Source organism: Methylophaga sp. SB9B, from assembly GCF_004832235.1.
In the GTDB taxonomy this organism is placed as follows: Bacteria; Pseudomonadota; Gammaproteobacteria; order Nitrosococcales; family Methylophagaceae; genus Methylophaga; species Methylophaga muralis.
Map to the genome: position 1 here is coordinate 209,998 of NZ_SSXS01000001.1, position 23,984 is coordinate 233,981.

Here is a 23,984-nt window from a genome sequence, read left to right on the forward strand (position 1 = left end):
CCCCATGTTATTAACATTCTTTAAATCGTTATTGAGCGCTCTGCTTCTGCTAATTTTGGTGGCTTGCGCCACCAAAACTGTTAATACAGAGCGTTATAACCTGCCAGAAACTACGCAAGCCACAACACAGATTTCAACCAGTGCTGAGCAGGTTTTAGTCATCGGCTCGATCCGTTTGGCAGAATTTCTTGATAGTGATCGCATTGTGTTGCAACTGGATGATATTACTTTGCATCAGGCACGAGAAAATCTTTGGGCGGAAAATCTGGCCCAACAAATTCGCCGTGGTCTGCGTAACCGTTTGAGTTCACGGCTCCCGGATAGGCTGGTGGTTTCGGACAGTCGGGGATTGAAGCAAGACGCATTAACTTTACAGTTGGAGATTGAGCAATTTCAGGGGCATTTTAATGGCAATGCCGTGACCAGTGGACAATGGCAACTGCAAGACAGTCAGGGAAAACTAATCGTTATTGCCCATTCAATATTGAAACTACCCTGGCTTCCGATGGTTACCCCGCACTGGTTCGGGCATTGGGCAGCAATTTGGATAAGCTGGCAGAACAACTCGCATCGCAAATTCAGCAACGCTAAATTAAAGGGGGTGAACACCGTTGTGTCACCCCTTTTTATCAAATTATTTAATCCACACCTGTTTGGCGTTTACAAACTCACGAATCCCGTGTGGTCCCAGTTCGCGTCCATAGCCAGAACCTTTGATGCCTCCGCTAGGCAAGCGAGGATCGGTTTTGACGATGCCATTGATCGCGACTTGTCCTGATTGCAGTTGCATCGCCAAATGGGTGGCTAACTCAGCATTTTTAGTCCAGACACTGGCGCCCAATCCATATTCGGTGTCATTAGCCATTTCCAGTGCATGTTCGTGATCTTCTGCTTTTATTAACGCCATAACCGGACCAAAAGTTTCTTCTCGAAACGCACACATGGTTGGCGTAACATCAGTCAATAAAGTGACCGGATAGAAAAACCCGTTAGTATCCGGCAGTTCGCCTCCCAATAGACATTTGGCACCTGCGGCTACCGTGTCTTCAACCTGCCGATGTAAATTCAATTGCAGATCTTTACGGGCAATCGGGCCGATATCGGTATTTGGCTGCAATGGGTCACCCAATTGCAATTTGCTCAATCGCGCTGAAAGCAATTCAACAAAATGATCATAAATTTCTGCTTCGACAATAATGCGTTTGGCGGCGATACAGGATTGACCGGCATTAATCACACGTGAAAGACAGACCACATCGGCCGCTGTTTCCAGATCTGCATCTGCCAGAATAATGCTTGGATCCGAACCACCCAATTCCAATACACAGGGCTTTATTTCACTGCCCGCCATTTCAGCGACTTTTCTGCCAGCACCACCAGAACCGGTAAATGAAATAGCCATAATCCGTGGATCACCAATTGCTAATTCCACTTCAGGGGTTTCCAATGGCAGATTCACCATAATATTTTCCGGTACACCGGCTTTTAAAAAGGCATTGGCAATTGCCTGTGCCGTTTGCGGTACATTTGGATCATGTTTCATTACACAGGTATTACCCGCCATCAACGCCGGTGCCAGATAACGAAATGCCAGCCATAAGGGCGCATTCCACGGCAGGATCCCCAGTAAGGTTCCCAAGGGTTGATAACAAACATAACTGAGTGATGCATCCGATTCGATGGTTTCCCGACTCAGGAATTTTTCGGCATTATCGGCATAAAATTCCGCGCAGAACGCCGCTTTTTCAACTTCTGGTACACCTTCTTTAATGGGCTTGCCCATTTCTAATGCCATCAGTTGGGCCAGATCATGTTTTTCTGCACGTAATTGTTTGGCAACTGCTCGGAGCACCTCACCCCGTTCAGCAAAACTGCGATCACTCCAATCGGCAAAAGCCATATTAGCCTCACCAATGCGAGCATACATTTCATTTTTATCCAGGGTCGGGAAACTACCGATTTTTTCTCCGCTATATGGATTTGTTGCTATTAGCATGTGAACCTCAATAGATTAGCTGGCTGAATTCTGGGCGCGCTCTATTTGCTTGTCTGCCTTCGCTTCAATTTTTGCGCTTTTATCAACAGAAATGAGCTTTTGTTTGCCCTGATCGGCTTTCACCACAAAATCCCGATCCATAGTAAAAAAGGACTCGCAGCCATCTTCAGTTATGTGAATGGTGTCAGAAATACCGCAGGTTTTATCGCCATCAACACCCCACATCCACGGAATAATATGAAACGTCATGCCGGGTTTGAGTACCGCTGATTCACCTTGTTTAAGACTAACGATATAGCCCTCATCCCAGCTCGGTGGAAAAGCGATACCGATTGAATAACCAGAACGTGTCACTAACCGCGCACCGATATCATTTTTGGTAATGATATTGCGGATCATATTGTCGGCATCCGACACGGTCATTCCTGGCTGGAAATTGTTATGCACCGCATCCAGGGCCATTTTCATAATTTCCTGAGCCTTGTACATCGATGGACTAAGCTTTCCTAGAACTACAGTACGCATCATGGCGGTGTGATAACGCCGATAACAGCCGCCAACTTCCAGAAAAACATGCTCACCGGGTTGTACAATCCGTCCCTCCCAGGTGGCATGCCCAATCATGGTCCGTGGGCCGGAAGTCACATACGGCATTACGGCGGGCGGTTCACCACCAGCGCGAAACATCGCTGCACTGATAGCGGCGCCGATTTCATTCTCGGTGGCATCCGCCTGAACCGCATCAATACCGGCTTGCATACCGGCTTCGGTGGCTCTGGCTGCATTTTGCATCAAGGCAATTTCCATCGAGGATTTGCAGACCCGCCCTTCTTCAACGATGCCAAAACAATCCAGCAATTTGCCATCGGTCAGCGTGTTATGAATGCAATCCTGATGATAAGCCGGGAAGAAATAACTGTTACGTTCATAGCCAATGCGTTTTTTATCCAGACCAAACTCGCGCAGCGCATCGACCAGCATCTGAATCGCATCACCGGTATCCGGATAGGGCCGAGTAATTTCCACCCAGGTACGATGAATCACATTAGACTCTTCCAGCTTACGGGTGATCATAAATGGTTCGGCTTCCAGCGGCACGACCAGCGCCTGAAAGAATGAGTAACCGGTGGTCTGATAATCCGTCAGATACATAATGTTTTCCGGGTCAGAAATCACCACGGCGTCCATATGCCGTTCTTCAATACGTTCCCGCAACTCGCTTAGTCGTCGCTCGTATTCTTCAAACGGAAAAGTCATATCATCACGATGTCTCATGCGGCTTCCTCCATCTGCATGACTTTATCAGTCACTTCAACCAGAATATCCAAACCCGTCTTTAAGTCAGACTGAGGTGTGGTTAATGGCGGAATCAATTTGACTACCCGTCCACCAGTGCCGCAGCTGGCAATCATTAAGCCGGCATCAAAACACTGATTCACAATGGCTTTGGCTCTGTCACCGGTGCCAACATCCAGCCCGAGAATCATGCCTTTACCCGTCACATTCACATCCGGATATCGCTGCGCCAGCGGGGACAGTGCTGCAGCCATTTGTTGACCATTGGCTTTAACTTCTTTCATCAACTCATCGTCGTCAAAATAAGTCAGTGCCTGATCACCAGCGACAAAGGAAATATCCTGGCCTCTGAACGTACCGGTATGCTCACCGGGCGACCAGTGTTCATCGAGTTCCGGTTTCACCAGATTCATCGCCATCGGGGTACCCATGCCACCAATGCCTTTGGCAAGACAGATAATGTCTGGATCAATGCCCAAATCATCGAAACTGAAAAAGGAACCAGTACGGCCAACGCCAACCTGAATATCATCGACGATAAGTAATGCGCCCACTTCTTTGGCTAATTTCTCCAGTGCCTGCAGCCATTCTTTGGAAGCGACCTTAACGCCGCCTTCGGCCTGAATGGTTTCCAGCAAAAATGCCGCTGGTGGCGCAATCCCACTGGAACTGTCCTGATAAATTGCGGTTAACTGGTCAATGCTGTTCATTCCACAGCCTAAATCACAGCCAGGACAGACTTCCTCACAGCCAAAGGCAAAATGTTTGACGTGGTTGAGCGGCACACCGGCTGCATTGCGGAAATATTGATTGGCCGTTGCACTTAGAGCGCCCAGCGTCATGCCATGAAACCCATGGCTAAAAGCCACGATATCCTGACGACCGGTGACGCGTCTGGCCAGTTTCATCGCAGCTTCTACGGCATTGGTACCCGTTGGCCCCATGAACTGCATTTTATGCGGCATATTGCGAGGTTTAAGGATGGTATCGGTGAAGTGCTGCATAAACTGCCGCTTGGCCGTGGTATGCATATCAAGGCTGTGCGTTACACCATTGGATTGAATGTAATCGACGACCGCTTTAGTCATGCGTTGATTGTTATGACCGAAATTCAATACGCCGGCACCAGCAAAGAAATCGATATATTCCTTGCCGTTTTCATCGGTCTGCCTTGCATTGATCGCTGTATCAAACACTACCGGATACACCCGGCAATAGGCGCGGATCGCAGACTCTCTTTCTTCAAATATGCTCATTTAATTCTCCTCTTGAACACGTCACTGGGACGATTTAGGGCAGTTCCTCCGGAACAGGTACGCCAACTCCAACCAGGCGTGAAAACAATCGTGTGACCGCCGGTATCAGGCGATCGTTAAAGTCGTAATAAGGGCTATGGCATGGCACTTGATGATCCGGACCGTCATCACTGCCAATCAAAGCAAAGGCCCCGGGAATATGTTGCAGGTAATAACTGAAATCTTCGGAGGCCATAATCGGTGTTGCGGTGACAAAGTCCAGAGAGTCAGCACCGTTAAGTTCCTGCCATAAACTGCGCATTTGAGTAGCTTGCGCCGGGTGATTGATGGTCGCGTCATAGCGCGGGAAATTTTCAACTTCGGCAACAACGCCATAACTTGCTGCAGTTTGCTGGCTGATTTCAGTAATCAGTCGATAAATTTCATCACGGGTTTTTCTGTCAGGAACCTGATACTGCCGCCAAGCACTGCATTCTGCGGAATAACCGTCGGCGCACTTGGTGCTTCAATAGATGTCACGCTGATCACTGCAGCTTGTTGAGGAGCCAGTCTACGACTGATGATTTGTTGCAGATTTAAGGTAATTGCGCTGGCTGCTAACACCGGGTCACGGCATAGTTCTGGTTGACTGGCATGACCACCTTGTCCGTGTATGGTGATTTTAAAAGTGCCGTTCCCACACATCACCAAGCCATCCGGACACAGCATTTGACCAAAAGGAATGGCTGGCCAGTTATGCCAGCCATAAATTTCGTCAACACCATCAAGCGCGCCGTCATTGATCATTTCTCTTGCGCCATGACCACCTTCTTCAGCAGGCTGAAAAATCAAACTGACTGGTCCAGTTAGCTGAGCTTCATGATATTTAAGCCATTTGGCCGCAGCTAATAAGGTTGCGGTGTGGCCGTCATGACCACAGGCATGCATGCAGCCTTCATTCATCGAACTCCAGGCTTTTAACGTGGCTTCGTGAATAGGCAATGCATCCATATCACCGCGCAGGGCAATATGTGGTGCCGCAGTGCCATTGGGATTAAGTATGCCAACCGTGCCAGTACCGGCGCAGCTGCGCCATACAATATTCAGTGAGCTAAGGATCTCACGAACACGTTGCGCGGTGCGATGTTCCTGCCAGCCCATTTCCGGATGAGCATGAAATTCACGGCGTATTGTTTCAGCTGTGGTGATGGTGTCTTGCCAGACATCAGACATGAGCCCTCCCCTGTTTTGGATCTTGCAACACGATTGTTGGGTGATCCGTTGATAAACATATGCAGGTCACAATGTGACTCTATGGTGCAATTAAAAATTGATTTGATGGTATTACAGAATAGTTATCTCGCTTTAAAACCAACGAGCTGGTGCTATGCAATTTGTGACCGTTTATGACCTGTTTGGTTCAAATGACCTCGTTATCACCGTAGTTCGACCATAACAAGCGTTGAGATGAATTACCAATATTTTTCAATACTGATATGGCCGGGCTCACGTCGGCTGTGCTTTTTTAATCCACGCTCAATCAATACATCCATGGTGTCCTGCACCATATCCGGATTGCCGCATAACATCACATGGCAGTCAGAGTCAATTAGCGCACCAGCACGCAATTCCAGTTGTTTATCCATAATGGCTGCGGGGATCCGCCCAGGAATCGCATAATCACTAGGTTCTCTGCTAACCATCGGGATGTAACTGAATTGATGACTATGGTTTTCGGCAATGGAGCGAATCGTTTGCTGATAGGTCAGTTCTTTCGTAAAACGAACGGCATGTACCAAGCTTATCCGTTCAAATTGTTGCCAGACATCTGAAGTCTTAATGATTGATAAAAACGGTCCAATCCCAGTGCCGGTGGCCAGCAAGAATAATTTTTTGGCCGGCGGGAGCTGTTTCAGTGTTAATAAACCAGTGGCCTTGGTAGCCACTTGAATACTGTCTCCAGCTTTAAGTTTAGCCAGCTTGGTTGAAAATACCCCGCCAGGAACTTCGATAAAGTAAAAGTCCAAGATTTTTTCAGCGGGTGCATTGACCAATGAGAATGGACGACTCACTTCTTCACCATCAATTTCCATTGCCAGACGAGTAAACTGGCCGGCATCAAATGCATCAATTGCCGCATCAACTCTTATTGAATGTAAATTTTCTGTCCATTGCTTGTTTTCTATTACGCGGCCTTCACTCCACTTTGTCATTACTTACTCCTGCCCGCTAATTCAAGTTAATTTCTAAAAGACCATATCAGTAAGTTATAGCAAACAACAAAATAGATCTAAGCTCTTATCGGTTGCCGTTAACTGGCAATCTGATTGATAGGCTGTTTTGTATTATCATATGATGCTGTTTACTCTAAACTCCAAGCAGTATCGAGAACCTCATATGAATTCAGTACTGGATATGCAGGCCCTTAAGGCCGCCCCCGTCAATCGTATTCCTTTTCCTTTTTTTAAGGTGGAACGCTCGATCCGTTCGGATGTATTAGACCGTGTTATCGGTGACTTTCCGGCTATCGACGATGGTGGCAGTTTTAATGTTGATGATGTGCCGGTTAATGATGATTTCAAAGCTTTTTTGAATGCGATAGACAGTACTGAATTTCGGCAGATCATTTGCGATAAATTCGATGTGCAGGTCATGGATCTGCCGATGATGATGACCTTACGTGGTTATTCAAGACAAAAAGACGGCCGCATCCATACTGATTCGAAAACCAAGTTGGTGACCATTTTGATTTATCTCAATGAAAGTTGGGATGCAGCAACGGGGCGTTTACGAATTTTAAATAATGCTCACGACATGGAAGATTATGTGGATGAAATCATTCCTGGCCCAGGTTCACTGGTGGCATTTAAAGTGACGGATAATTGCTGGCATGGCTATCCGAGTTATGAAGGTACTCGCCGTTCTATACAGATAAACTTTCTGACCAGTGAAGCGGCTAGCAACAAACATCGTTTTTTTCACAAACTTAGTGCCAAACTTAAAAGCTGGTTACGCAAGCGAAAAGTGAAGGCGGCTTAGCTGATGTCTTATCTCCAAGACCCTCGTGTTTTATTTGCTGCAGAACGTACTTTGCTGGCTTGGAATCGCACGGGTTTGACCTTCATCATGTTTGGTTTTTTAATTGAACGCTCGGGACTATTAATTGAGATATTAGCCAACGGGCAGGAACTCCTGAATACCACCATGACCTTTGTCATTGGTTTAGCCTTTATTTTGTTAGGCAGTTTTACAACCGTTTATGCAGCCCGACAATTTCAGCGCGTATTAAAAACGTTAGGGGAATCAGAATTCCCCGAAGGTTATCGGACGCAATGGGGCGTCGTTGTAAGTTTAATCGTAGCTCTGCTTGGTAGCTTATTGGCTATCAGCTTATTTCTCACCTACAACTGAGTCCTCATCATGTCTAAATGGTTATTGCTAAGTATGGCAATTATTGCTGAAGTTTTTGGTACGAGCTTTCTTAAAGCTGCTGATGGTTTTACCAAATTCTGGCCATCGGTAGCAGTTGTGTTGGGGTATGTTGTTGCTTTTTATTTTTTATCCTTGTCGTTAAAAGTCATCCCTGTTGGTATCGCCTATGCTATTTGGGCGGGACTCGGCGTGGTACTGATTGCTTTGATAGGTTGGGTCGTTTTTAGTCAAAAACTCGATATGGCCGCCATCATCGGCATATCAATGATCTTGGGTGGCGTGATAGTGTTAAATGTATTTTCCAGCAGCGTTACACACTAGACTTACCTACTTAATCAAGCTTTTTTGCTTCAAATCGTCCACTGCAGGGCGAAATAACTTTCGGATTTTTTTATGAGCTCGTCGGACAAAACACACAACAAAATTGAAAATGGCCCATTAATGGATGCAAATTCCTTGGGTAATGCCATGCGTTATGTGTTTTCCGGTCGTTTAGCACTTCCAGATGGTCATTTACCCAAAGCTAAGCACCTTGTGCCAGAGGATTTTGTAGGTGTTGGCGTGACCACATCAGATGATCCTGCTGTTGATGATTACATCCTGCAACAACTTGAAGCATTAAAAATTAAACAGGTTCGTCTTGATTTTACCTATGGTGATGAAGGCGGACCGGTCACTCGTTTGTTGGAACGTTTACTAGCAACCGACATTCAAGTGCTTTTGCATTTAGTGCAACCGTTTACCGAAGCCCAGCAAATGAAAACCGGAAGTGCGCAATTACGCTGGCGTGAATTTGTGCAGACGGCTGCCAGTCGATTTGGATCTCGCGTCAGTGCGATTGAAATCGGTTCAACCAGTAACCGTCGTCGTTGGGCGGGTTATGATACTGAGAGTTTTTTTAATACTTGGCGCATCGCGTTTGAAGAAATCAAATCGCGTCATATCAAGATTGCTGGGCCAAACATTTCTGATTTCGAACCGCTGCACAATATTGCGGTTTTGACACGGTTACGGCGTGACAATCAACTGCCGGATATTCATACCAATAATTTATTCAGTGAACGTGTTACCGAACCCGAACGCTTTGACCATCGTATCTTCGGCACCAAACTGGCGATGCGGCTGAAAGTAAATCTGGTTAAAAAAGCCCGTATTCTGAAAAAAATAACTGACGATTTTGGTGTCAAAGAATTTATTTCACCAGCCGCGTTCTGGACTTTGCCACGGATCCGCCGGGTGTTAGTCAATGGTGAAGAAAAACAGGCTGATTACTTAAGTCGTTATATGACCTTACTGGCAGTCTCAGGTGCCATGCAGCAAGCTTATTGGGGTCCGTTCATCTGTCATCGTGAAGGTCTGATTGATGATGGTTACGAAACCTACCCTGAACTAGAAAGAATCACTCATTACCGTTCAGTATTGGGCCAACGTGAAGATTTCAGACTGCGTCCGGCTTTTTATGCGATGCAAAACTTTATCCAGCTGATTCCTGGCAGTTTATATGAGGGACCGTTGGCCACTGCAGAAGCCATTGAAGTACATGCATTTCGCAGTAAAGATAAACTCATTCATGTGTTGTGGACGGCTAATGGGCAGGCAATGCCAATGCATGCTTTATATGCTCCATCACAACTGGACGATGTTGAAACCATCACTCGGGATGGCGCTATTGCCGTTGAACAACCTGAATTTGTCACTGAATCTCCTATTTTTCTTTGCTGGCCCGCAAATGCAAAAATTGACCTCAAAGCCAGTCCAAAAGCACGGGAAAGGGTGTCGGTTTATCGCCATGCTCCCGGTAAGAATTTGTACGAGTTTGAACAAGATGGCTGGAAAGGCTTGTTGATTGCCGAAAACGCCGAGCAAGCGGATGAGTTTAAGCAGAAACTGCATCCGGCCTATTTACCAAAGGCTACCGAAGAAACCACTTTACGCAAGGCGCGTAATGTTATTTGGCGGATAGACGGGTTGATGGATAAAACCATTGTCGCCAAAAAACCTTTGCGTATGCCAGCTCATAAGCGACTGCTTGATAAATTCAAGCCATGTAAATCAAAACGTAGTTGGAACGCTGCAGCTGAATTATTACGTCGTGGTATTCCAACAGGTTTACCTATCGCCTATTTTGAACGGACCGATGATAAAACGCTGACTGAAAATTTTTATCTGTGTGACTTGGTTGATCATGATTTCTCCGCCAGAGAAATTCTCACCGCCTTTAATGACGGTGCGACCGAATACCAAGGTGTCAGTGAAGATCAGTTATATCAACAACTCAGTCAATTTTTGCTGGAAATGCATGGTCGCGGTGTGTTTTTCCGTGATCTGGCTGGCGGCAATATTCTGATCAAAAAGCAAGCGGATGAGAAACTGGAGTTCACCCTGATCGATATCAACCGGGCTCGCTTTTTCAACCGCAATGCAACCCTTTCAGAGCGTTTGTCTGATCTGACACGTATCTGCAATAAATTGCATTGGCAAGGCAGAGAAAAACTGGTCGGACTTTATCTACAGCAAACCAAATACAAAATACCATTCAACTTCCGTTGCCGTTTGCCGTTTTATCTTTATGATTTTAAAGTCAAATTCAAACGCCGTTATGGTCGCAAGGCTATCAAACGACTTTTCAACCGCTTAAAAAGCAGTAGTTAAAACTAACTGGCTTTTATTCCCCAGCTACTCGGCGTAAATTAGAGCTCTACTGTAAAGGGAGAGCCTGCAATGACGCTGGAGAATCTTACTTTTGTTTTGGGCTGGGCCACTGTTCTTAATTATCTGGTATTGACGCTGTGGTTCATCGTCTATGCTTTTGGCAATAAAAGCATATACCGGCTACATAGTCGGTGGTTCGTCCTAAGTCGCGAGCAATTTTCGCAATTACATTATTGCGGAATGATGTTTTACAAGCTCGCCATATTTTTGTTTTTGCTGGCACCTTATATTGGTTTGAAATTTGTGCCATCATAGGTCTGCCTGTTTTATTCCCACTATGACCCGAAAATGATGCTGTCAACTTTTGACGGTAGTTTTTGTGCGTCTTTAAATTTGTTGAATGGAGTTTATTGTGAATACGCAACCTGACATTATTATTTCCGAACTCGATTACACGCGTATCGAAAGTTTGCTGCAGTCTTCTACTGGCATTCCGGCGAATATTAAAGCGGCTTTGGAGACTGAATTGGAACGTGCTGAGCTGGTTGCACCGGAAAAGATGCCAGCCAATATCGTAACGATGAATTCGCAGGTTAAATTTTCTGTTATCTCCAGCGGGGTAACTTTTACGCTGAAATTGGTCTATCCAAAAGATATGGATGATTCTGGTAATACGATTTCCATTTTAGCGCCGGTTGGCAGTGCCATGCTTGGCCTGAGAGAAGGAGATGAAATCGACTGGCCGGATGGTAAAGGCGGCATGTTACAAGTCAGAATCGAAGCCATAGAATATCAACCGGAGCGAGCAGGTGAATTTCACCGATAGTTCCGGTGAACTAAAACCGGAGTTCGATATGTTAAAAAAATGCTTGTTTCTGATGTCGATTTTGTTTTTAAGTGCTTGTAGCTCTGAACAATCAGAAGAACGGCGTTTGATTATCGAAGATTTCCCAGTCAGTTACAGTGGCACATTGCCCTGTGCTGACTGCCCCGGTATTGATTATCGTCTCAATTTATTTGCCGATCAAAGCTATTATCTGCAGTTGCATTACCAAGAGTCGGGCGAGAATTCGACGTTTTATCAGCTTGGACAATGGCAGCAACAAACCGGCCAACTCAGACTGTTATCCGATCATCCTCAGCAAACTGCATTTCAAATCGAAAGAGATGGCAGTATCAGTTTGCTGGATCAGGAATATACGATCATCAACAGCTCGTTAAATTATCAATTGCAACGTGATGCCGAGTTTCATGCCGTATATCCCGCCATGCAATTTAATGGTAAGTACAGTTATGTGGCTGATAGTGGCATCTTTAAAGAATGTCTGACTGGTCAACGTTGGTTTGTTGCCCATGAAGCTGATAATGCTGCACTTGAATCGCTTTATCTGGAATATGTAGATGAGGTAAATCAGCCTATCTTGGTCGAATTGACCGGCTATATGGAACCTCGTCCAAATAGTGATACGGGTGAAATGCAGCCAACATTGATTGTTACTCAGGCCCGAGATATCTGGCCGGGAGAAACCTGTGGCGAGCTGGGTTATAACGAAAATTTAATCAATACCTACTGGAAACTGACTCGCTTAAATGACGAGCCAATTGAAGTTTATGAACAACAACGTGAACCCTCTTTAATATTAGCCAGTGAAGAAAACCGGCTATCCGGATCTGATGGCTGCAATAGCATCATGGGCAGCTTCCAGCTGCGGGAAGACAAACTTAAATTCAACCGGATCGCCAGCACTATGATGGCTTGTGCCCAAGGAATGGAAACGGCACAGGCAATGCATTTTATGCTGGAAAAAGTGCGTTATTGGAAGATTGAAGGCCAACATCTTGAGCTAGCAGATGTGAATGGCAACGTTATGGCAAGGTTTGAAGCAGTACATCTGCAATAGTTATGCAGTTAATCTTTCGCGGTTCTAATATCCTGGAAGCCCACATAGTAGCGGGATTGCTAGACACTCATGGCATTGAAACCTATGTTGGCGGGCATTATCTGCAAGGCGCGGTCGGTGATTTGCCAGCCAGTGATTTTGCTCATGTATTTGTAAACGATGATGATGTGTCTGCGGCAGAACAACTGATTGCGGATTATGAAGCTGGCAAGTTCAGCAGAACAGACGACTATTCAGAAAAATAGTGCCTAGCTTGGGCGGAATCAATATGAATCTGCGATATCAATTGATCCAGATCAGCAAATTTATGTTCATCGCGCAGTTTCTTCAGAAAATATACCTGCACATGCTCCCCGTAAATATCGCGTTCAAAATCAAACAAATGTACTTCAAGCAACGCCTTATCACTTCCTGATACTGTCGGTCTGACTCCGATATTGGCCACCCCATTGACCGGTTCTTCATCAATGCCATACAACTGCACAGCATAAACACCTTGCAACGGCACTTTGGCGCGATGCAAATGAATATTGGCGGTCGGATAACCCATTTTACGGCCGCGTTTATCGCCATGCGCTACTCGTCCGCTCATCCGGTAAGGACGTCCTAACAGCCTCTCTGCCACCGCTAAATCTCCCTCTCGCAAAGCTTCTCGAATGCGGGTACTACTTACTCGCATCTCATCAATGGCAAAAGTATGCATATTGACCACTTGAAACCCGCGCTGTTTGCCAACTTTCTGTAACAAGGCAAAGTCACCCTGACGATCCTTGCCAAAACGAAAATCGTCACCCACCACCAAATAGCGTACGTTCAATCCCTCTATCAATAACTTCTGAATAAAGGTTTCGGCCTGCATTTCGGCAAGCTGACGATTGAAACGCAATACACAAAGCTTTTGAATTGAATAAGCGCGCAATGCTTCAACTTTTTCACGAAACCGCGACAATCTGGCCGGGGCTTTTTCCGGGACAAAATATTCATAAGGCTGAGGTTCAAAGGTGATTACCACGGCTGGTAAATTCAGTATGTCCGCTTTCATTGCTAACTGAGACAATACGGCCTGGTGACCGAGATGTACTCCATCAAAGTTACCAATTGTCGCCACACAACCTTGAGCGGGGTCAGGTAAATTGTATAAGCCGCGAATGATTTTCGGCATGGACAAGTTCAGTGTTAGAAGAAAACGCAACAGACTAACGGGAAATCAGCAAACATTCCAGCGGGCATGTCTGCTTCGATTCACTTATAATGTGTCGTTAACGCGAGATTTGTACAGAGGCCAATATGGTGGCAAAACGCAAAAAACTGGATTACGAGGCAGCAGTCAGTGAATTGGAGTCACTGGTCGAGCGTCTGGAAAAAGGTGATATCAGCCTTGAAGAATCTTTAAAACTCTATGAACGCGGAGTATTGCTTACTCGCGATTGTCAGGAAGCTTTGCAAGCTGCGGAACAAAAAGTACAAATGTTATTACAACAGTCTGGCCAGTCTGATTTAGTGGATTTTGATCCCGATTCCGAGGTCTCGTGACACAACAGCTCTCTTTAACTGACTGGATGCCTGCGCACCAGCAACGTATCAGTTTAGCTCTACAGCAACGCTTACCCTCCACCAGCGATGTCACGGCAGCAAAATTAAACGAAGCCATGCATTACGCTACGTTAAATGGTGGAAAGCGCTTGCGTGCAATGTTGGTCTATGCAACGGGAGAAGCATTTAATGCCGATGCTGATGCGCTGGACTCAGCCGCCAGCGCAGTTGAAATGATTCATGCATATTCACTGGTGCATGACGATATGCCAATGATGGATGATGATGACCTGCGTCGCGGTAAACCTACCTGTCACAAAGCCTATGATGAAGCTACAGCGTTATTAGTCGGCGATGCTTTACAAAGTCTGGCGTTTGAATGCCTGTGTGATAACCAGCTTTCACCTGCTCAGCAAATCGCAATGGTTAAGTGCCTGGCACATGCATCTGGAGCTGCAGGTATGGCTGGTGGTCAGGCTATCGATTTAGCTTCTGTGGGCAAACAATTGAATCAATTTGAACTTGAAGCCATGCATCAGTTAAAAACCGGTGCATTGATTAAGGCCAGTGTGGCGTTGGGTGCGCATTGTAGCTCAACTTGTACCGCAGCCGATTTCCAACATCTTGATAATTATGCGGCAGCTATTGGACTGGCATTTCAAGTTCAGGATGATGTGCTGGATGTGATAGCAGATACTGAAACCCTGGGTAAACAACAAGGTGCAGATATTGCCCGTAATAAACCCACTTATCCGGCATTAATAGGGCTGGAAGCCGCTCAGAAAAAAGCGCAATCACTGGTTGCTGAGGCTTTGGCTGCTCTGGATAATATTGAAAAAAACTGTTTAGCACTGCGCGCACTGGCAACGTTTGTCGTGCAACGAACCTTTTAATTTCGCTGAATCAACATGACAAGCCTACTTGCGCAAATAGACTCCCCCGCCCAATTACGTAAATTGGAACGAAAACAACTCGATCAATTAGCGGTTGAAATCCGTGAATTGATCGTTGAAAAGATTCAGCAAACCGGCGGCCATATCTCGTCGAATTTAGGTGTCGTTGAACTGACATTGGCTTTGCATTACGTGTTTAACACTCCTGAAGACCGCTTGGTCTGGGATGTCGGTCATCAAAGTTATGCTCATAAAATTCTTACCGGCCGTCGCGATCAAATGCATACCATGCGGCAACCTGATGGGCTCTCTGGCTTTCCTAAACGTAGTGAAAGTGAATATGACAGCTTTGGCGTTGGTCATTCAAGCACATCTATTAGTGCCGCTTTAGGTATGGCGATTGCGGCTCGTGCTAGTGGTGAGTCCAGACGTTCAGTAGCCATTATCGGTGATGGAGCGCTTACTGCAGGCCAAGCCTATGAAGCTCTGGCTCATGCCGGTGACTTGGGTGCTAATTTGCTGGTGGTGCTGAATGATAATGAGATGTCTATCTCTAAAAATGTCGGCGGTATGGCCAATTATCTGGCTAGACTACTGTCTGGTCGTTTTTACCGTTCTGCCCGTGAAAGCAGCAAGAAAATGCTGGAAAAAATCCCACCAGCCTGGGAGTTTGCAAGGCGAACTGAAGAGCATGTTAAAGGCATGATGATGCCTGGAACCTTATTTGAAGAAATGGGGTTCAACTATATCGGTCCCATCGATGGCCATGATTTGGACACCTTGATCACCACCTTGAGCAACTTGCGCAACAGCAAAGGCGCGCAGTTTCTGCATATTGTCACTAAAAAAGGCAAAGGCTTTGAGCCAGCTGAGCAAGAACCGTGTAAATATCATGGTGTCAGCCCTGCCAACAGCAAGAACAAGAAAGCTGGTCCGACCTTTACTCAAGTTTTCAGCCAATGGCTATGTGATATGGGTGCCGCATCTGAAGATCTCATCGCGATCACTCCGGCAATGTGTGAAGGATCAGGGCTGAACGCCTTTGCTGAACGGTTTCCGGAAAGATATTTTGATGTTGGCATTGCCGAACAACACGCGGTGACCTTAGCTGCAGGTATGGCCTGTGAGGGCAAAAAACCAGTAGTCGCGATTTATTCGACTTTTTTGCAACGTGCTTACGATCAATTAATCCATGACGTCGCATTGCAAAACCTTCCGGTGTTATTTGCGATCGATCGGGCCGGCTTAGTCGGTGCGGATGGCGCAACACATGCAGGCAGTTTTGATCTAAGTTATCTGCGTTGTATTCCAAATATGCTTATCATGGCTCCCAGCGATGAAAACGAGTGCCGGCAAATGCTGACAACCGGGTTTCAGCATAATGGCCCCGCTGCAGTCCGCTACCCTCGTGGTTGCGGCAATGGAACGGCCATTGAACCTCAATTGGATAGCTTACCCATATGTAAGGCTCAAACCCGCCGCAATGGTAAAAAAACAGCCATTCTGGCATTTGGAACCTTATTACATGCAGCGCTTGATGCCGCTGAGCAAGTGGATGCAACTGTGGTGAACATGCGCTTTGTCAAACCATTAGATACAGCGATGTTGGATGAGATTGCCGCCAATCATGAACTGATAATAACCATTGAAGAAAATTCCGTGCTTGGCGGCGCTGGCAGTGCAGTCAATGAGTATTATCAGCAACAAGGGTTAAAGACTAACTTGCGAATGATGGGACTGCCAGATCATTTTATCGATCATGGCGATCACGGCCAAATGCTAAGTGCTTGTGGCCTGGATGCAAGTGGCATTATCGATTCCATCAATCGTTATTTTGCGTAATAATGGCCTATTCGATAGGCTAATTCCCGAGTATAATAGTCAACATTATGAGCGCCACTTATACCTTAAAAATTCTGGCTGATTTTGCCTCTGCACATACCCTGCGGGATTACCCTGGGGATTGTAAACGCATGCACGGCCACAACTGGAAACTGGAAGTCGAAGTCACTGCCAATGCGCTTAATCAGCATGGTATGGGCATGGATTTTAAAGCAATTAAAACGGCGACTCGTGAATTAGCCAAAACACTGGATCACCGATATCTGAATGATATACCTCCGTTTGATGAGATTAATCCGACGGCCGAAAATATCGCCCAGTTTTTTTATCAGCGCCTTAGCAATACGCTAAACACCGACACCGCCAAAGTTTCTGGTGTAACGGTATGGGAAACCGACCGTGCTTGTGTCAAATATAGTGAGGACTAACCCGAATCATGACTGAACAAAACAAGCCTGTGGCAGCAGCAGAAATCGAAGACGTACAGAACATTAAAGACAAACGTCATATCGCGATTGATAAAGTCGGCATTAAAGATATCCGCCATCCGGTAGTGGTCAGTGACCGCACCACCGGCGAACAGCACACTGTCGCCAACTTTAATATGTATGTGAATCTGCCGCATCAATTCAAAGGCACACACATGTCGCGTTTTGTTGAGATCCTCAATCAACATGAGCGTGAAATCACCGTTAAATCGTTTCATACCATGTTAGGTGAAATGACTGAACGTCTGGATGCGGAATCTGGCTATATCGAAATGAGCTTCCCTTATTTTGTGAATAAAGAAGCGCCAATTTCAAAAGTCCGCAGCCTGATGGATTATCAAGTGAGCTTTATTGGTGAAATTGTTGGCAAAAAAACCAGCATGACCGTTAAAGTCATCGTACCGGTCACTAGCTTGTGCCCATGTTCAAAAAACATCTCGGATTATGGTGCTCATAACCAACGTTCACACGTTACTTTAACGGTAAAAACGGATAGCTTTATCTGGATTGAAGATTTGATTGATTTGGTTGAAGACGAAGCCTCTTGCCAGATTTATGGATTACTTAAACGTCCGGATGAAAAATATGTCACCGAACATGCGTATGACAATCCGAAGTTTGTAGAAGATATGGTCCGTGATGTAGCGGCCAGATTGAATGCAGATAATCGCATTAACGCTTACACCGTTGAATCAGAAAACTTTGAATCGATTCACAATCACTCTGCTTATGCATTGATTAGCAAAGGTTTCGATTGATAATCAGATTTATATATACAAAAGCCCGGTTAATCCGGGCTTTTTTATGTTCAAAATTTACGGCGTAAATCCAGCCGTTCCCCTTTGCGTTCCATATCAAAGGCATTGAGAAAGCTCATGCCCAATAAAGCGCGTTGCGGTTCCGGGCCATCAATCACAACTGCATCAACATTATCCAGTGAGATATCACCAAGCTGCACGGTTTGCAATTGAATACTGTATGCGAGTTCAACACCAGAAGCCGTTCTTACTCCAATCTGGTTAGCACCTAAATAGTCCACGCCTAAGCGTTTAGCAGTTTCACCATTTATCGCAATTACTGTTGCGCCGGTATCCACCATGAAGTCGACGGTATAACCGTTGACTGAGCCACTAGCCAGATACATACCGTTGGTCGGCCAAATACTGACCACCGGCATTTCAGCAGGTGCCAAATAAACGCCCCCCACCCGATTATTCAATTCGAATATGCTTCGTTGACCAGCAATATCCATGACCGCCTGATTACTGTTAGCACTGATTAATATTACCCCTTCCGGCGTTCGTTGGCCGACGGCTAAAAAATGCTGTTTCCGGTTAATTTCAACCACAGCATGATCGCGATACAGAGCCATGACCAGAATTTGTAAATCCTCTGACCACGCGTTAAGTGGAATACACAGTATAATGAGCACAGAAATCGTTAATTTACGCATTGTATCTACTCAACAAAAAGCCGTTTACTGCAAATAAGCATGACTAATTTTTCTTACCCTACCGTGACCGGTGTCATTCTCGCCGGTGGCGAAGCCCGTCGTATGGGCGGTCAGGACAAAGGCCTGATAGCATTTGCAAATCAGCCGTTGGTTGCTCATGTTATTAATCACATAGCACCCCAGGTTGAGCAGTTGCTGATAAATGCCAATCGTAATATAGAGCGTTATCAACAATTTGGCTATCCTGTTATTCGCGATTCGCTCTCCGACTTTCAAGGGCCGCTAGCGGGTATGCTGGCAGGTATGCTCGCCGCCAAGACCGATTATATTCTGACGGTACCCTGTGACAGTCCAGCACCTAGTAAAAAATTAAGACAGCGTATGCTGGAATGCTTGTTACTTTCAGGTAAAAAAATCGCTGTCGCCACTGATGGTAAGCGTATTCAACCAGTATTTGCATTAATACACTGTGAACTGGCAGACGATTTACATAAATATCTTGCTGCAGGCGAACGGAAAATTGATCGCTGGTTTGCCCAGCATCCGATGATTGAAGTGGATTTTTCTGATCAGCCGGAGAGCTTTAAGAACCTTAACCATCCCGAAGATCTTCTTACCAGCGCTTATAACATGCCAGTACCGATGTTAGGCATTGCGGCATACAGCGGTACCGGCAAAACCACTTTACTTACTCAATTAATTCCCAGACTGCGTGAATCCGGTTTAAACGTCGCTGTCGTTAAACATGCCCATCATTTATTTGATATTGATCAGCCAGGTAAAGACAGTTATCGGATCCGTGAAGCCGGTGCCAGCCAGGTGCTGGTGGCTTCCAGACGTCTATTGGCCTTGATGCAGACCAGCGACAATGAACAGGCAGAGCCCCAATTAACAGATTGTTTAGCGCGATTGGATATGCAAAAACTGGATTTGATTCTGGTTGAAGGATTTAAACACGAAGCTTTTCCGAAATTAGAATTGCACCGTAGCAATATCGGTAAACCACTGATTTATCCGAACGACCCTAATATTATTGGTATTGCCACTGATTCTGTTTTGTCTGATCAGCCCAACATTCCCGTGTTGAATCTGAATGATTTAGCCGCCATTCTGCAGTTTATTACTACTTTTATCCGGCAATACCATCATGACTGAATTCACTCCTCAACCAAGTTGCGCCACCCCTGAACCCACAACCACTTTAAGGGTGGATGAGGCCAGACAGCGCATCTTGCAGCAAATCACTGCGATTAACTGCTGGCGCAAAGTCGCACTGCGTGATGCGTTGGGACAGGTTTTACATGAAGATGTGATTTCTCCATTATCGGTTCCGCCTCATGCGAATTCAGCTATGGATGGTTATGCTCTTCGGGGCGAGGATCTCAACAATCAAGCCATCACACTAAAATTGATTGGTAGCGCGTTTGCAGGCCGCCTTTTAAAAATGCCGTTAATGCTGGTGAATGCGTGCGCATTATGACCGGCGCAATGATGCCGGAACACTGCGACACCGTGATCATGCAGGAACAGGCGGAAATACAAGATGATTTAATCGTATTCCATGGTGAACATCATCCCGGTGAAAATGTTCGACTAGCGGGCGAGGACATTCAAGCCGGTTCAGTAGTATTACGTGCCGGAAATCGGATTATTCCTGCAGATTTAGGCCTGCTGGCTTCGCTTGGCTTGGCTGAAATAAAGGTTCGCAGAAAGATTCGTGTCGCGTTTTTTTCCACCGGTGATGAGTTACGTTCCCTTGGCGAGAGCTTAACGCCAGGTGATATATACGACAGTAATCGTTATACGCTGTTTGCCATGCTCAAACGCCTGGATGCCGATGTAATTGATATGGGCGTGGTCAAAGATACCCCTGATGATTTGCGTCAGGCATTGTTGCAAGCGGCGGCTGAAGCCGATGTCGTTATTACCTCTGGCGGTGTTTCGGTAGGTGAAGCAGATTACGTAAAACAGCTTTTAGCTGAACTCGGCCAAGTAGATTTCTGGAAAATAGCAATGAAACCCGGCAGACCACTCGCCTATGGCAAAATAGCCGACGCCCACTTTTTTGGTTTACCCGGTAATCCAGTATCAGTCATGGTGACTTTCTATCAGTTTGTACAACCGGCATTAAACAAACTGGCAGGTGCACTTGAGCAAACTCCATTGCTGTTACAGGCTGTCGCTGCTGCTGATATCCGTAAGCGTCCCGGTCGATTTGAATTTCAACGTGGATTATTGCGCAGTAATGCCACCAATCAATTGGAAGTGAGCATGACCGGTGAACAAGGCTCTGGCATTTTGCATTCGATGAGCCATGCCAACTGTTTTATTTTATTGGATGAAGATTGTGATGGTATCGCTGCCGGTCAATCGGTCACTGTCCAACCCTTTGCAGGTTTAATCTAATGTCTGAAAATCAACTCAAACAACAACACGAATTCAACAAACTCAGCAAGCGCCTGCGTCGACAGGTTGGTCAGGCGATTGCCGATTACGACATGATTCAGGATGGCGATAAGGTCATGGTATGTCTGTCAGGCGGAAAGGACAGCTATACCATGTTGGATATTCTGTTGAATTTACGCGATCACGCACCGATTAATTTTGAGTTGATTGCCGTCAATCTGGATCAAAAACAACCCGGGTTTCCAGAGCATGTGCTACCCGAGTATCTCAGCAGTATAGGCGTACCGTTTCACATCATTGAAAAGGATACATACAGCATCGTCAAAGAAGTAGTGCCGGAAGGGAAAACTACCTGCGGCATCTGTTCGAGGCTGCGCCGTGGTTCGTTATATGGTTATGCTCGTCAACATGGCATCACTAAGATTGCTTTAGGCCACCACCGCGATGACATTATCGAAACGCTGTTTTTGAATATGTTTTATGGCAGCAAAATAAAAGCCATGCCGCCTAAACTTTTAAGCGATGATAAAACCAATATTGTCATTCGACCGCTTTGCTATGCCAAAGAAGCTGATATCACCCGTTATTCTGAAGCGAAAGGGTTTCCAATCATTCCATGCAATTTATGTGGTTCTCAGGAAAACTTGCAACGACAGGTGATTAAAGAAATGCTGCAAAGCTGGGAAAAACAACACCCCGGCCGTGTTGAAAACATCTTCCGCAGTATTCAGAATCTTTCTCCCTCTCAGCTGGCAGATCAACAACTATTTGATTTTAAGGGACTAGAAAAATTGCGTAGCGAGCCGACAGGTGATGAAGATAGCGCATTTGATGATCAACTCTACCCTGCTTTAGCACGTGTGTAGATTTTCTACCATGGTTTTTTAAAGTTATTCACTTTTTATTAAATTGTTTCATTATTCTTACAGCTAGCATTCATATGTTATTCAACCCATACAATACACATGTATATTACTGATATTAATGGGTTTTTATATTTGGTTAAAAATTAACCATTTTAAGCTGCCCCGTTACAGATTAACGACTTAGCGTTTTTAACCAATGTTAACCACAGACTTATCCACAGAAAATGTGAGTAACTCGCTAAGCTATTGATTGTCACTTTTAAGTGACTGACTTGGCAGAATCGATACCTAAAAAAATCACAACTCATGGTTGAGTAAATGTCGATTTCACTGAATTAATTAATGATAAAGAAAATTTAAACATCACCAAATAATCGAAAGTTTTTTGGCACACTATTTGAAATTTTGTCAACCGAATAGGAAAAGTTATTCACTTCCTTCTTCATTGTTACAGTATTCTTACAATAAGCATCGCTAAGTCCTTGAATCAACAAGATTCAATCTTAAGTAACTGATATTTATGTATTTTTTAAAATGGTTAAATTTTAACCATTTTGAACAGCTCTATTAAAGATTAATAACTTAGCGATTTTCAACATTGTTAACCACAGACTTATCCACAGAAAATGTGAGTAACTCGCTAAGCTATTGATTGTTGCTTTCAAGCACCTGAATTACTGGCTAGCTGGAGTGAAATCTTCAGCGAACTCCAACGCATTGCCGTCAGGATCTCGACAGAAAAAAGCCGCTCTACCAGACTTGCTGCGAGAGAACTCAACGCCTGCCTGTTCGAGCCGTTCTGCCAAAGCATCAAGATTTTCCACCAGCAAAGCAACATGCCGATCCCGACCTCCATGTTCCGGACGACCATCTGTCGAATCAGGGTTGGGTAATACCATCAGATGCAATTGTTGTTTGTTGTCCAAATCCAGCCAAGCTCCGTCATAGGCAAACTTGGGACGGTTTGGATTTAACGGGATCTGCAATACATCACAATAAAACTTCAGTGATTTGGATAAATCTTCCACCAGAAAGCTGGCATGGGCAATTGACTTAATCATAAATTTTTCCTGCAAGATCAATAATAAAAAGTTTAGCTATTGTGCTTTTCAACGCGGGCAATACCAAACGCCGCAGCAAAGATTAACGCCCCACCAAGCCATTCCGGCAATGTCATTATTTCAGTAGTTAATAATGCTGATGAAATCGCAGCTACAATCAGTTCAAATAACATTATCACAGCCGCTAAATAAACTGGCATTCTGGCCAGCCCATATAACACCGCAACAGTCATGGCGATGATGATACCGCCACCAATAAATACAGCACTCAACCAAACTGTAACGTCGACTACTGGCAATGAAGCCTGTTGCAGTAACAGAACCACGATCGATACGGCAACGACGCCCCACAACACAATGGTAGTTTTTAATGCCATCGGTACACTGGCAAGTTTGCGGCTTAAGACATTGTTTACCGCAAAACACATACTGGCAAACAAAGCCAACCAATCAGCCAAGCCATGGGCCAGGGAAAACCTACCTCTGGACGCCATAACATTAAAATGGTGCCTCCCATTGCCAGCAAAAACATGGCGATGGCTGCCAAAGACAACTTTTCACCCAACCACCATCGACCAAGAATCACTGACCACAGTGGCGATAAATAAAATAACAACATAACTCGCATCACCTGCCCTTCATTCAAGGCAACCAAAAAGGCCAAGTTAGTCATGCCAGCGGCCAAAGCCAGCCAGAGCAAATCGGCAGGGATCTGCTTCCAGTGATAACGTTGCTTGAAGAAAACCGGTAAGCTGGCTACTGCTGCCGTAAAATACATCACCAAGGTGACCCAAATCACCGACATGCCTGCCTGTTCGAACAAACGCATCGGATACCAGATGAAGCCCCACATTGAGGCGGCAAATAGCAGACTGAGAATAGCGAGTTTGGATTCGGTTTGTTTTACTGTGCTCATGCTGATGCTTATAA

29 protein-coding genes and 1 pseudogene are annotated in these 23,984 nt (G+C 45.4%); 19 read left to right on the top strand and 11 right to left on the bottom strand.

The features are described from left to right. Positions 1 to 4: 4 nt before the first annotated feature. Positions 5 to 412: pseudogene (locus tag E8Q33_RS01040) on the top strand (membrane integrity-associated transporter subunit PqiC); the annotation flags it as partial. Positions 413 to 432: 20 nt separating this feature from the next. Next, on the top strand, positions 433 to 591 hold the full coding sequence (locus E8Q33_RS16605) for an ABC-type transport auxiliary lipoprotein family protein (RefSeq protein WP_211116060.1): 159 nt from the start codon (positions 433 to 435) through the stop codon (positions 589 to 591). Between the two features lie 43 nt (positions 592 to 634). Here the strand turns inward: E8Q33_RS16605 and E8Q33_RS01045 are convergent, their stop codons facing one another. The 6 genes from E8Q33_RS01045 to E8Q33_RS01065 form a co-directional block, all read right to left on the bottom strand. Then, positions 635 to 1,996, bottom strand: a complete 1,362-nt coding sequence (locus E8Q33_RS01045) for an NAD-dependent succinate-semialdehyde dehydrogenase (RefSeq protein ID WP_136552239.1) — start codon at positions 1,994 to 1,996, stop codon at positions 635 to 637. A gap of 15 nt (positions 1,997 to 2,011) precedes the next feature. Beyond that, the gene (gene doeA, locus E8Q33_RS01050; protein ID WP_136552241.1) at positions 2,012 to 3,271 is read right to left on the bottom strand and encodes an ectoine hydrolase; all 1,260 of its coding nucleotides are present in this window, start codon (positions 3,269 to 3,271) and stop codon (positions 2,012 to 2,014) included. Then, positions 3,268 to 4,548, bottom strand: a complete 1,281-nt coding sequence (locus E8Q33_RS01055) for an aspartate aminotransferase family protein (RefSeq protein WP_136552243.1) — start codon at positions 4,546 to 4,548, stop codon at positions 3,268 to 3,270. Before E8Q33_RS01055 ends, doeA begins: the two co-directional genes overlap by 4 nt. Positions 4,549 to 4,582: 34 nt before the next feature. Continuing rightward, positions 4,583 to 4,849: a M20/M25/M40 family metallo-hydrolase gene (locus E8Q33_RS16610; protein ID WP_371413236.1), complete on the bottom strand. Its 267-nt coding sequence runs from the start codon at positions 4,847 to 4,849 to the stop codon at positions 4,583 to 4,585. A 107-nt stretch (positions 4,850 to 4,956) separates the two neighbouring features. Continuing rightward, complete coding sequence (locus tag E8Q33_RS01060) at positions 4,957 to 5,760, bottom strand: amidohydrolase (protein WP_371413237.1); 804 nt, start codon at positions 5,758 to 5,760, stop codon at positions 4,957 to 4,959. 239 nt (positions 5,761 to 5,999) lie between these two features. Continuing rightward, entirely contained in the window at positions 6,000 to 6,740 is a 741-nt protein-coding gene (locus E8Q33_RS01065; RefSeq protein WP_136552245.1) for a ferredoxin--NADP reductase, read from the bottom strand. A gap of 184 nt (positions 6,741 to 6,924) precedes the next feature. Between E8Q33_RS01065 and E8Q33_RS01070 the strand changes: the two genes are divergently transcribed. The 8 genes from E8Q33_RS01070 to E8Q33_RS01105 all read left to right on the top strand — a co-directional run bounded on the left by E8Q33_RS01070 (position 6,925) and on the right by E8Q33_RS01105 (position 12,757). Then, the gene (locus E8Q33_RS01070) at positions 6,925 to 7,566 is read left to right on the top strand and encodes a 2OG-Fe(II) oxygenase (RefSeq protein WP_136552247.1); all 642 of its coding nucleotides are present in this window, start codon (positions 6,925 to 6,927) and stop codon (positions 7,564 to 7,566) included. A gap of 3 nt (positions 7,567 to 7,569) precedes the next feature. Then, positions 7,570 to 7,938 carry a YidH family protein gene (locus tag E8Q33_RS01075; RefSeq protein WP_069295664.1) on the top strand — a complete coding sequence of 123 codons (369 nt, stop codon included), beginning with the start codon at positions 7,570 to 7,572 and terminating at the stop codon, positions 7,936 to 7,938. 9 nt (positions 7,939 to 7,947) lie between these two features. Then, positions 7,948 to 8,280, top strand: coding sequence for a multidrug efflux SMR transporter (locus E8Q33_RS01080; RefSeq protein WP_069295663.1), 333 nt, complete (start codon positions 7,948 to 7,950; stop codon positions 8,278 to 8,280). Between the two features lie 72 nt (positions 8,281 to 8,352). Further along, positions 8,353 to 10,611, top strand: a complete 2,259-nt coding sequence (locus E8Q33_RS01085; protein ID WP_136552249.1) for a lipopolysaccharide kinase InaA family protein — start codon at positions 8,353 to 8,355, stop codon at positions 10,609 to 10,611. 69 nt (positions 10,612 to 10,680) lie between these two features. Further along, complete coding sequence (locus E8Q33_RS16615; RefSeq protein ID WP_136552251.1) at positions 10,681 to 10,926, top strand: DUF6868 family protein; 246 nt, start codon at positions 10,681 to 10,683, stop codon at positions 10,924 to 10,926. Between the two features lie 97 nt (positions 10,927 to 11,023). Further along, entirely contained in the window at positions 11,024 to 11,437 is a 414-nt protein-coding gene (gene rnk / locus E8Q33_RS01095) for a nucleoside diphosphate kinase regulator (RefSeq protein ID WP_211116061.1), read from the top strand. Positions 11,438 to 11,465: 28 nt separating this feature from the next. Beyond that, a complete protein-coding gene (locus E8Q33_RS01100) occupies positions 11,466 to 12,512 on the top strand; it encodes an META domain-containing protein (protein WP_136552253.1) in 1,047 nt (348 codons plus the stop codon). A gap of 2 nt (positions 12,513 to 12,514) precedes the next feature. Then, entirely contained in the window at positions 12,515 to 12,757 is a 243-nt protein-coding gene (locus E8Q33_RS01105) for a DUF2007 domain-containing protein (RefSeq protein WP_136552255.1), read from the top strand. Here E8Q33_RS01105 and ribF read toward each other — a convergent pair. Then, positions 12,742 to 13,674 carry a bifunctional riboflavin kinase/FAD synthetase gene (ribF, locus tag E8Q33_RS01110; RefSeq protein WP_136552257.1) on the bottom strand — a complete coding sequence of 311 codons (933 nt, stop codon included), beginning with the start codon at positions 13,672 to 13,674 and terminating at the stop codon, positions 12,742 to 12,744. The two genes, E8Q33_RS01105 and ribF, sit on opposite strands and share 16 nt — an antisense overlap. 125 nt (positions 13,675 to 13,799) lie before the next feature. Here ribF and E8Q33_RS01115 point away from each other — a divergent pair, with 125 nt between their 5' ends. From E8Q33_RS01115 to folE2, 5 genes are read left to right on the top strand one after another with little or no spacing between them, the layout of a single operon-like run. Then, positions 13,800 to 14,045, top strand: a complete 246-nt coding sequence (locus E8Q33_RS01115; protein WP_084002961.1) for an exodeoxyribonuclease VII small subunit — start codon at positions 13,800 to 13,802, stop codon at positions 14,043 to 14,045. A 26-nt stretch (positions 14,046 to 14,071) separates the two neighbouring features. After that, positions 14,072 to 14,938: a (2E,6E)-farnesyl diphosphate synthase gene (gene ispA, locus E8Q33_RS01120; protein ID WP_136552482.1), complete on the top strand. Its 867-nt coding sequence runs from the start codon at positions 14,072 to 14,074 to the stop codon at positions 14,936 to 14,938. 15 nt (positions 14,939 to 14,953) lie between these two features. Then, positions 14,954 to 16,780 carry a 1-deoxy-D-xylulose-5-phosphate synthase gene (gene dxs / locus E8Q33_RS01125; protein WP_136552259.1) on the top strand — a complete coding sequence of 609 codons (1,827 nt, stop codon included), beginning with the start codon at positions 14,954 to 14,956 and terminating at the stop codon, positions 16,778 to 16,780. 47 nt (positions 16,781 to 16,827) lie between these two features. After that, the gene (queD, locus tag E8Q33_RS01130) at positions 16,828 to 17,208 is read left to right on the top strand and encodes a 6-carboxytetrahydropterin synthase QueD (protein ID WP_069295656.1); all 381 of its coding nucleotides are present in this window, start codon (positions 16,828 to 16,830) and stop codon (positions 17,206 to 17,208) included. Positions 17,209 to 17,216: 8 nt separating this feature from the next. Beyond that, the gene (gene folE2, locus E8Q33_RS01135) at positions 17,217 to 18,026 is read left to right on the top strand and encodes a GTP cyclohydrolase FolE2 (protein WP_069295655.1); all 810 of its coding nucleotides are present in this window, start codon (positions 17,217 to 17,219) and stop codon (positions 18,024 to 18,026) included. 50 nt (positions 18,027 to 18,076) lie between these two features. Here folE2 and E8Q33_RS01140 read toward each other — a convergent pair whose 3' ends face one another. After that, complete coding sequence (locus E8Q33_RS01140) at positions 18,077 to 18,721, bottom strand: TIGR02281 family clan AA aspartic protease (protein WP_247869858.1); 645 nt, start codon at positions 18,719 to 18,721, stop codon at positions 18,077 to 18,079. Positions 18,722 to 18,760: 39 nt separating this feature from the next. Between E8Q33_RS01140 and mobA the strand changes: the two genes are divergently transcribed. From mobA to ttcA, 4 genes are read left to right on the top strand one after another with little or no spacing between them, the layout of a single operon-like run. Then, positions 18,761 to 19,876, top strand: coding sequence for a molybdenum cofactor guanylyltransferase MobA (mobA, locus tag E8Q33_RS01145; RefSeq protein ID WP_136552261.1), 1,116 nt, complete (start codon positions 18,761 to 18,763; stop codon positions 19,874 to 19,876). Beyond that, positions 19,869 to 20,201, top strand: a complete 333-nt coding sequence (locus tag E8Q33_RS16620) for a hypothetical protein (RefSeq protein ID WP_371413238.1) — start codon at positions 19,869 to 19,871, stop codon at positions 20,199 to 20,201. Before mobA ends, E8Q33_RS16620 begins: the two co-directional genes overlap by 8 nt. Continuing rightward, complete coding sequence (gene glp / locus E8Q33_RS01150; RefSeq protein WP_371413248.1) at positions 20,198 to 21,127, top strand: gephyrin-like molybdotransferase Glp; 930 nt, start codon at positions 20,198 to 20,200, stop codon at positions 21,125 to 21,127. Before E8Q33_RS16620 ends, glp begins: the two co-directional genes overlap by 4 nt. Continuing rightward, complete coding sequence (gene ttcA, locus E8Q33_RS01155; protein WP_069295651.1) at positions 21,127 to 21,993, top strand: tRNA 2-thiocytidine(32) synthetase TtcA; 867 nt, start codon at positions 21,127 to 21,129, stop codon at positions 21,991 to 21,993. The genes glp and ttcA overlap by 1 nt, the downstream gene beginning before the upstream one ends. Before the next feature lie 674 nt (positions 21,994 to 22,667). On the opposite strand, the gene E8Q33_RS01160 is transcribed toward ttcA, so the two are convergent. The 3 genes from E8Q33_RS01160 to E8Q33_RS15830 are packed head-to-tail and all read right to left on the bottom strand — an operon-like array spanning position 22,668 to position 23,970. After that, positions 22,668 to 23,054 carry a VOC family protein gene (locus E8Q33_RS01160; protein ID WP_069296371.1) on the bottom strand — a complete coding sequence of 129 codons (387 nt, stop codon included), beginning with the start codon at positions 23,052 to 23,054 and terminating at the stop codon, positions 22,668 to 22,670. A gap of 32 nt (positions 23,055 to 23,086) precedes the next feature. After that, positions 23,087 to 23,512, bottom strand: a complete 426-nt coding sequence (locus E8Q33_RS15825; RefSeq protein ID WP_247869859.1) for a DMT family transporter — start codon at positions 23,510 to 23,512, stop codon at positions 23,087 to 23,089. After that, a complete protein-coding gene (locus E8Q33_RS15830; protein ID WP_247869860.1) occupies positions 23,467 to 23,970 on the bottom strand; it encodes a DMT family transporter in 504 nt (167 codons plus the stop codon). Before E8Q33_RS15830 ends, E8Q33_RS15825 begins: the two co-directional genes overlap by 46 nt. Between the last annotated feature and the right edge of the window lie 14 nt (positions 23,971 to 23,984).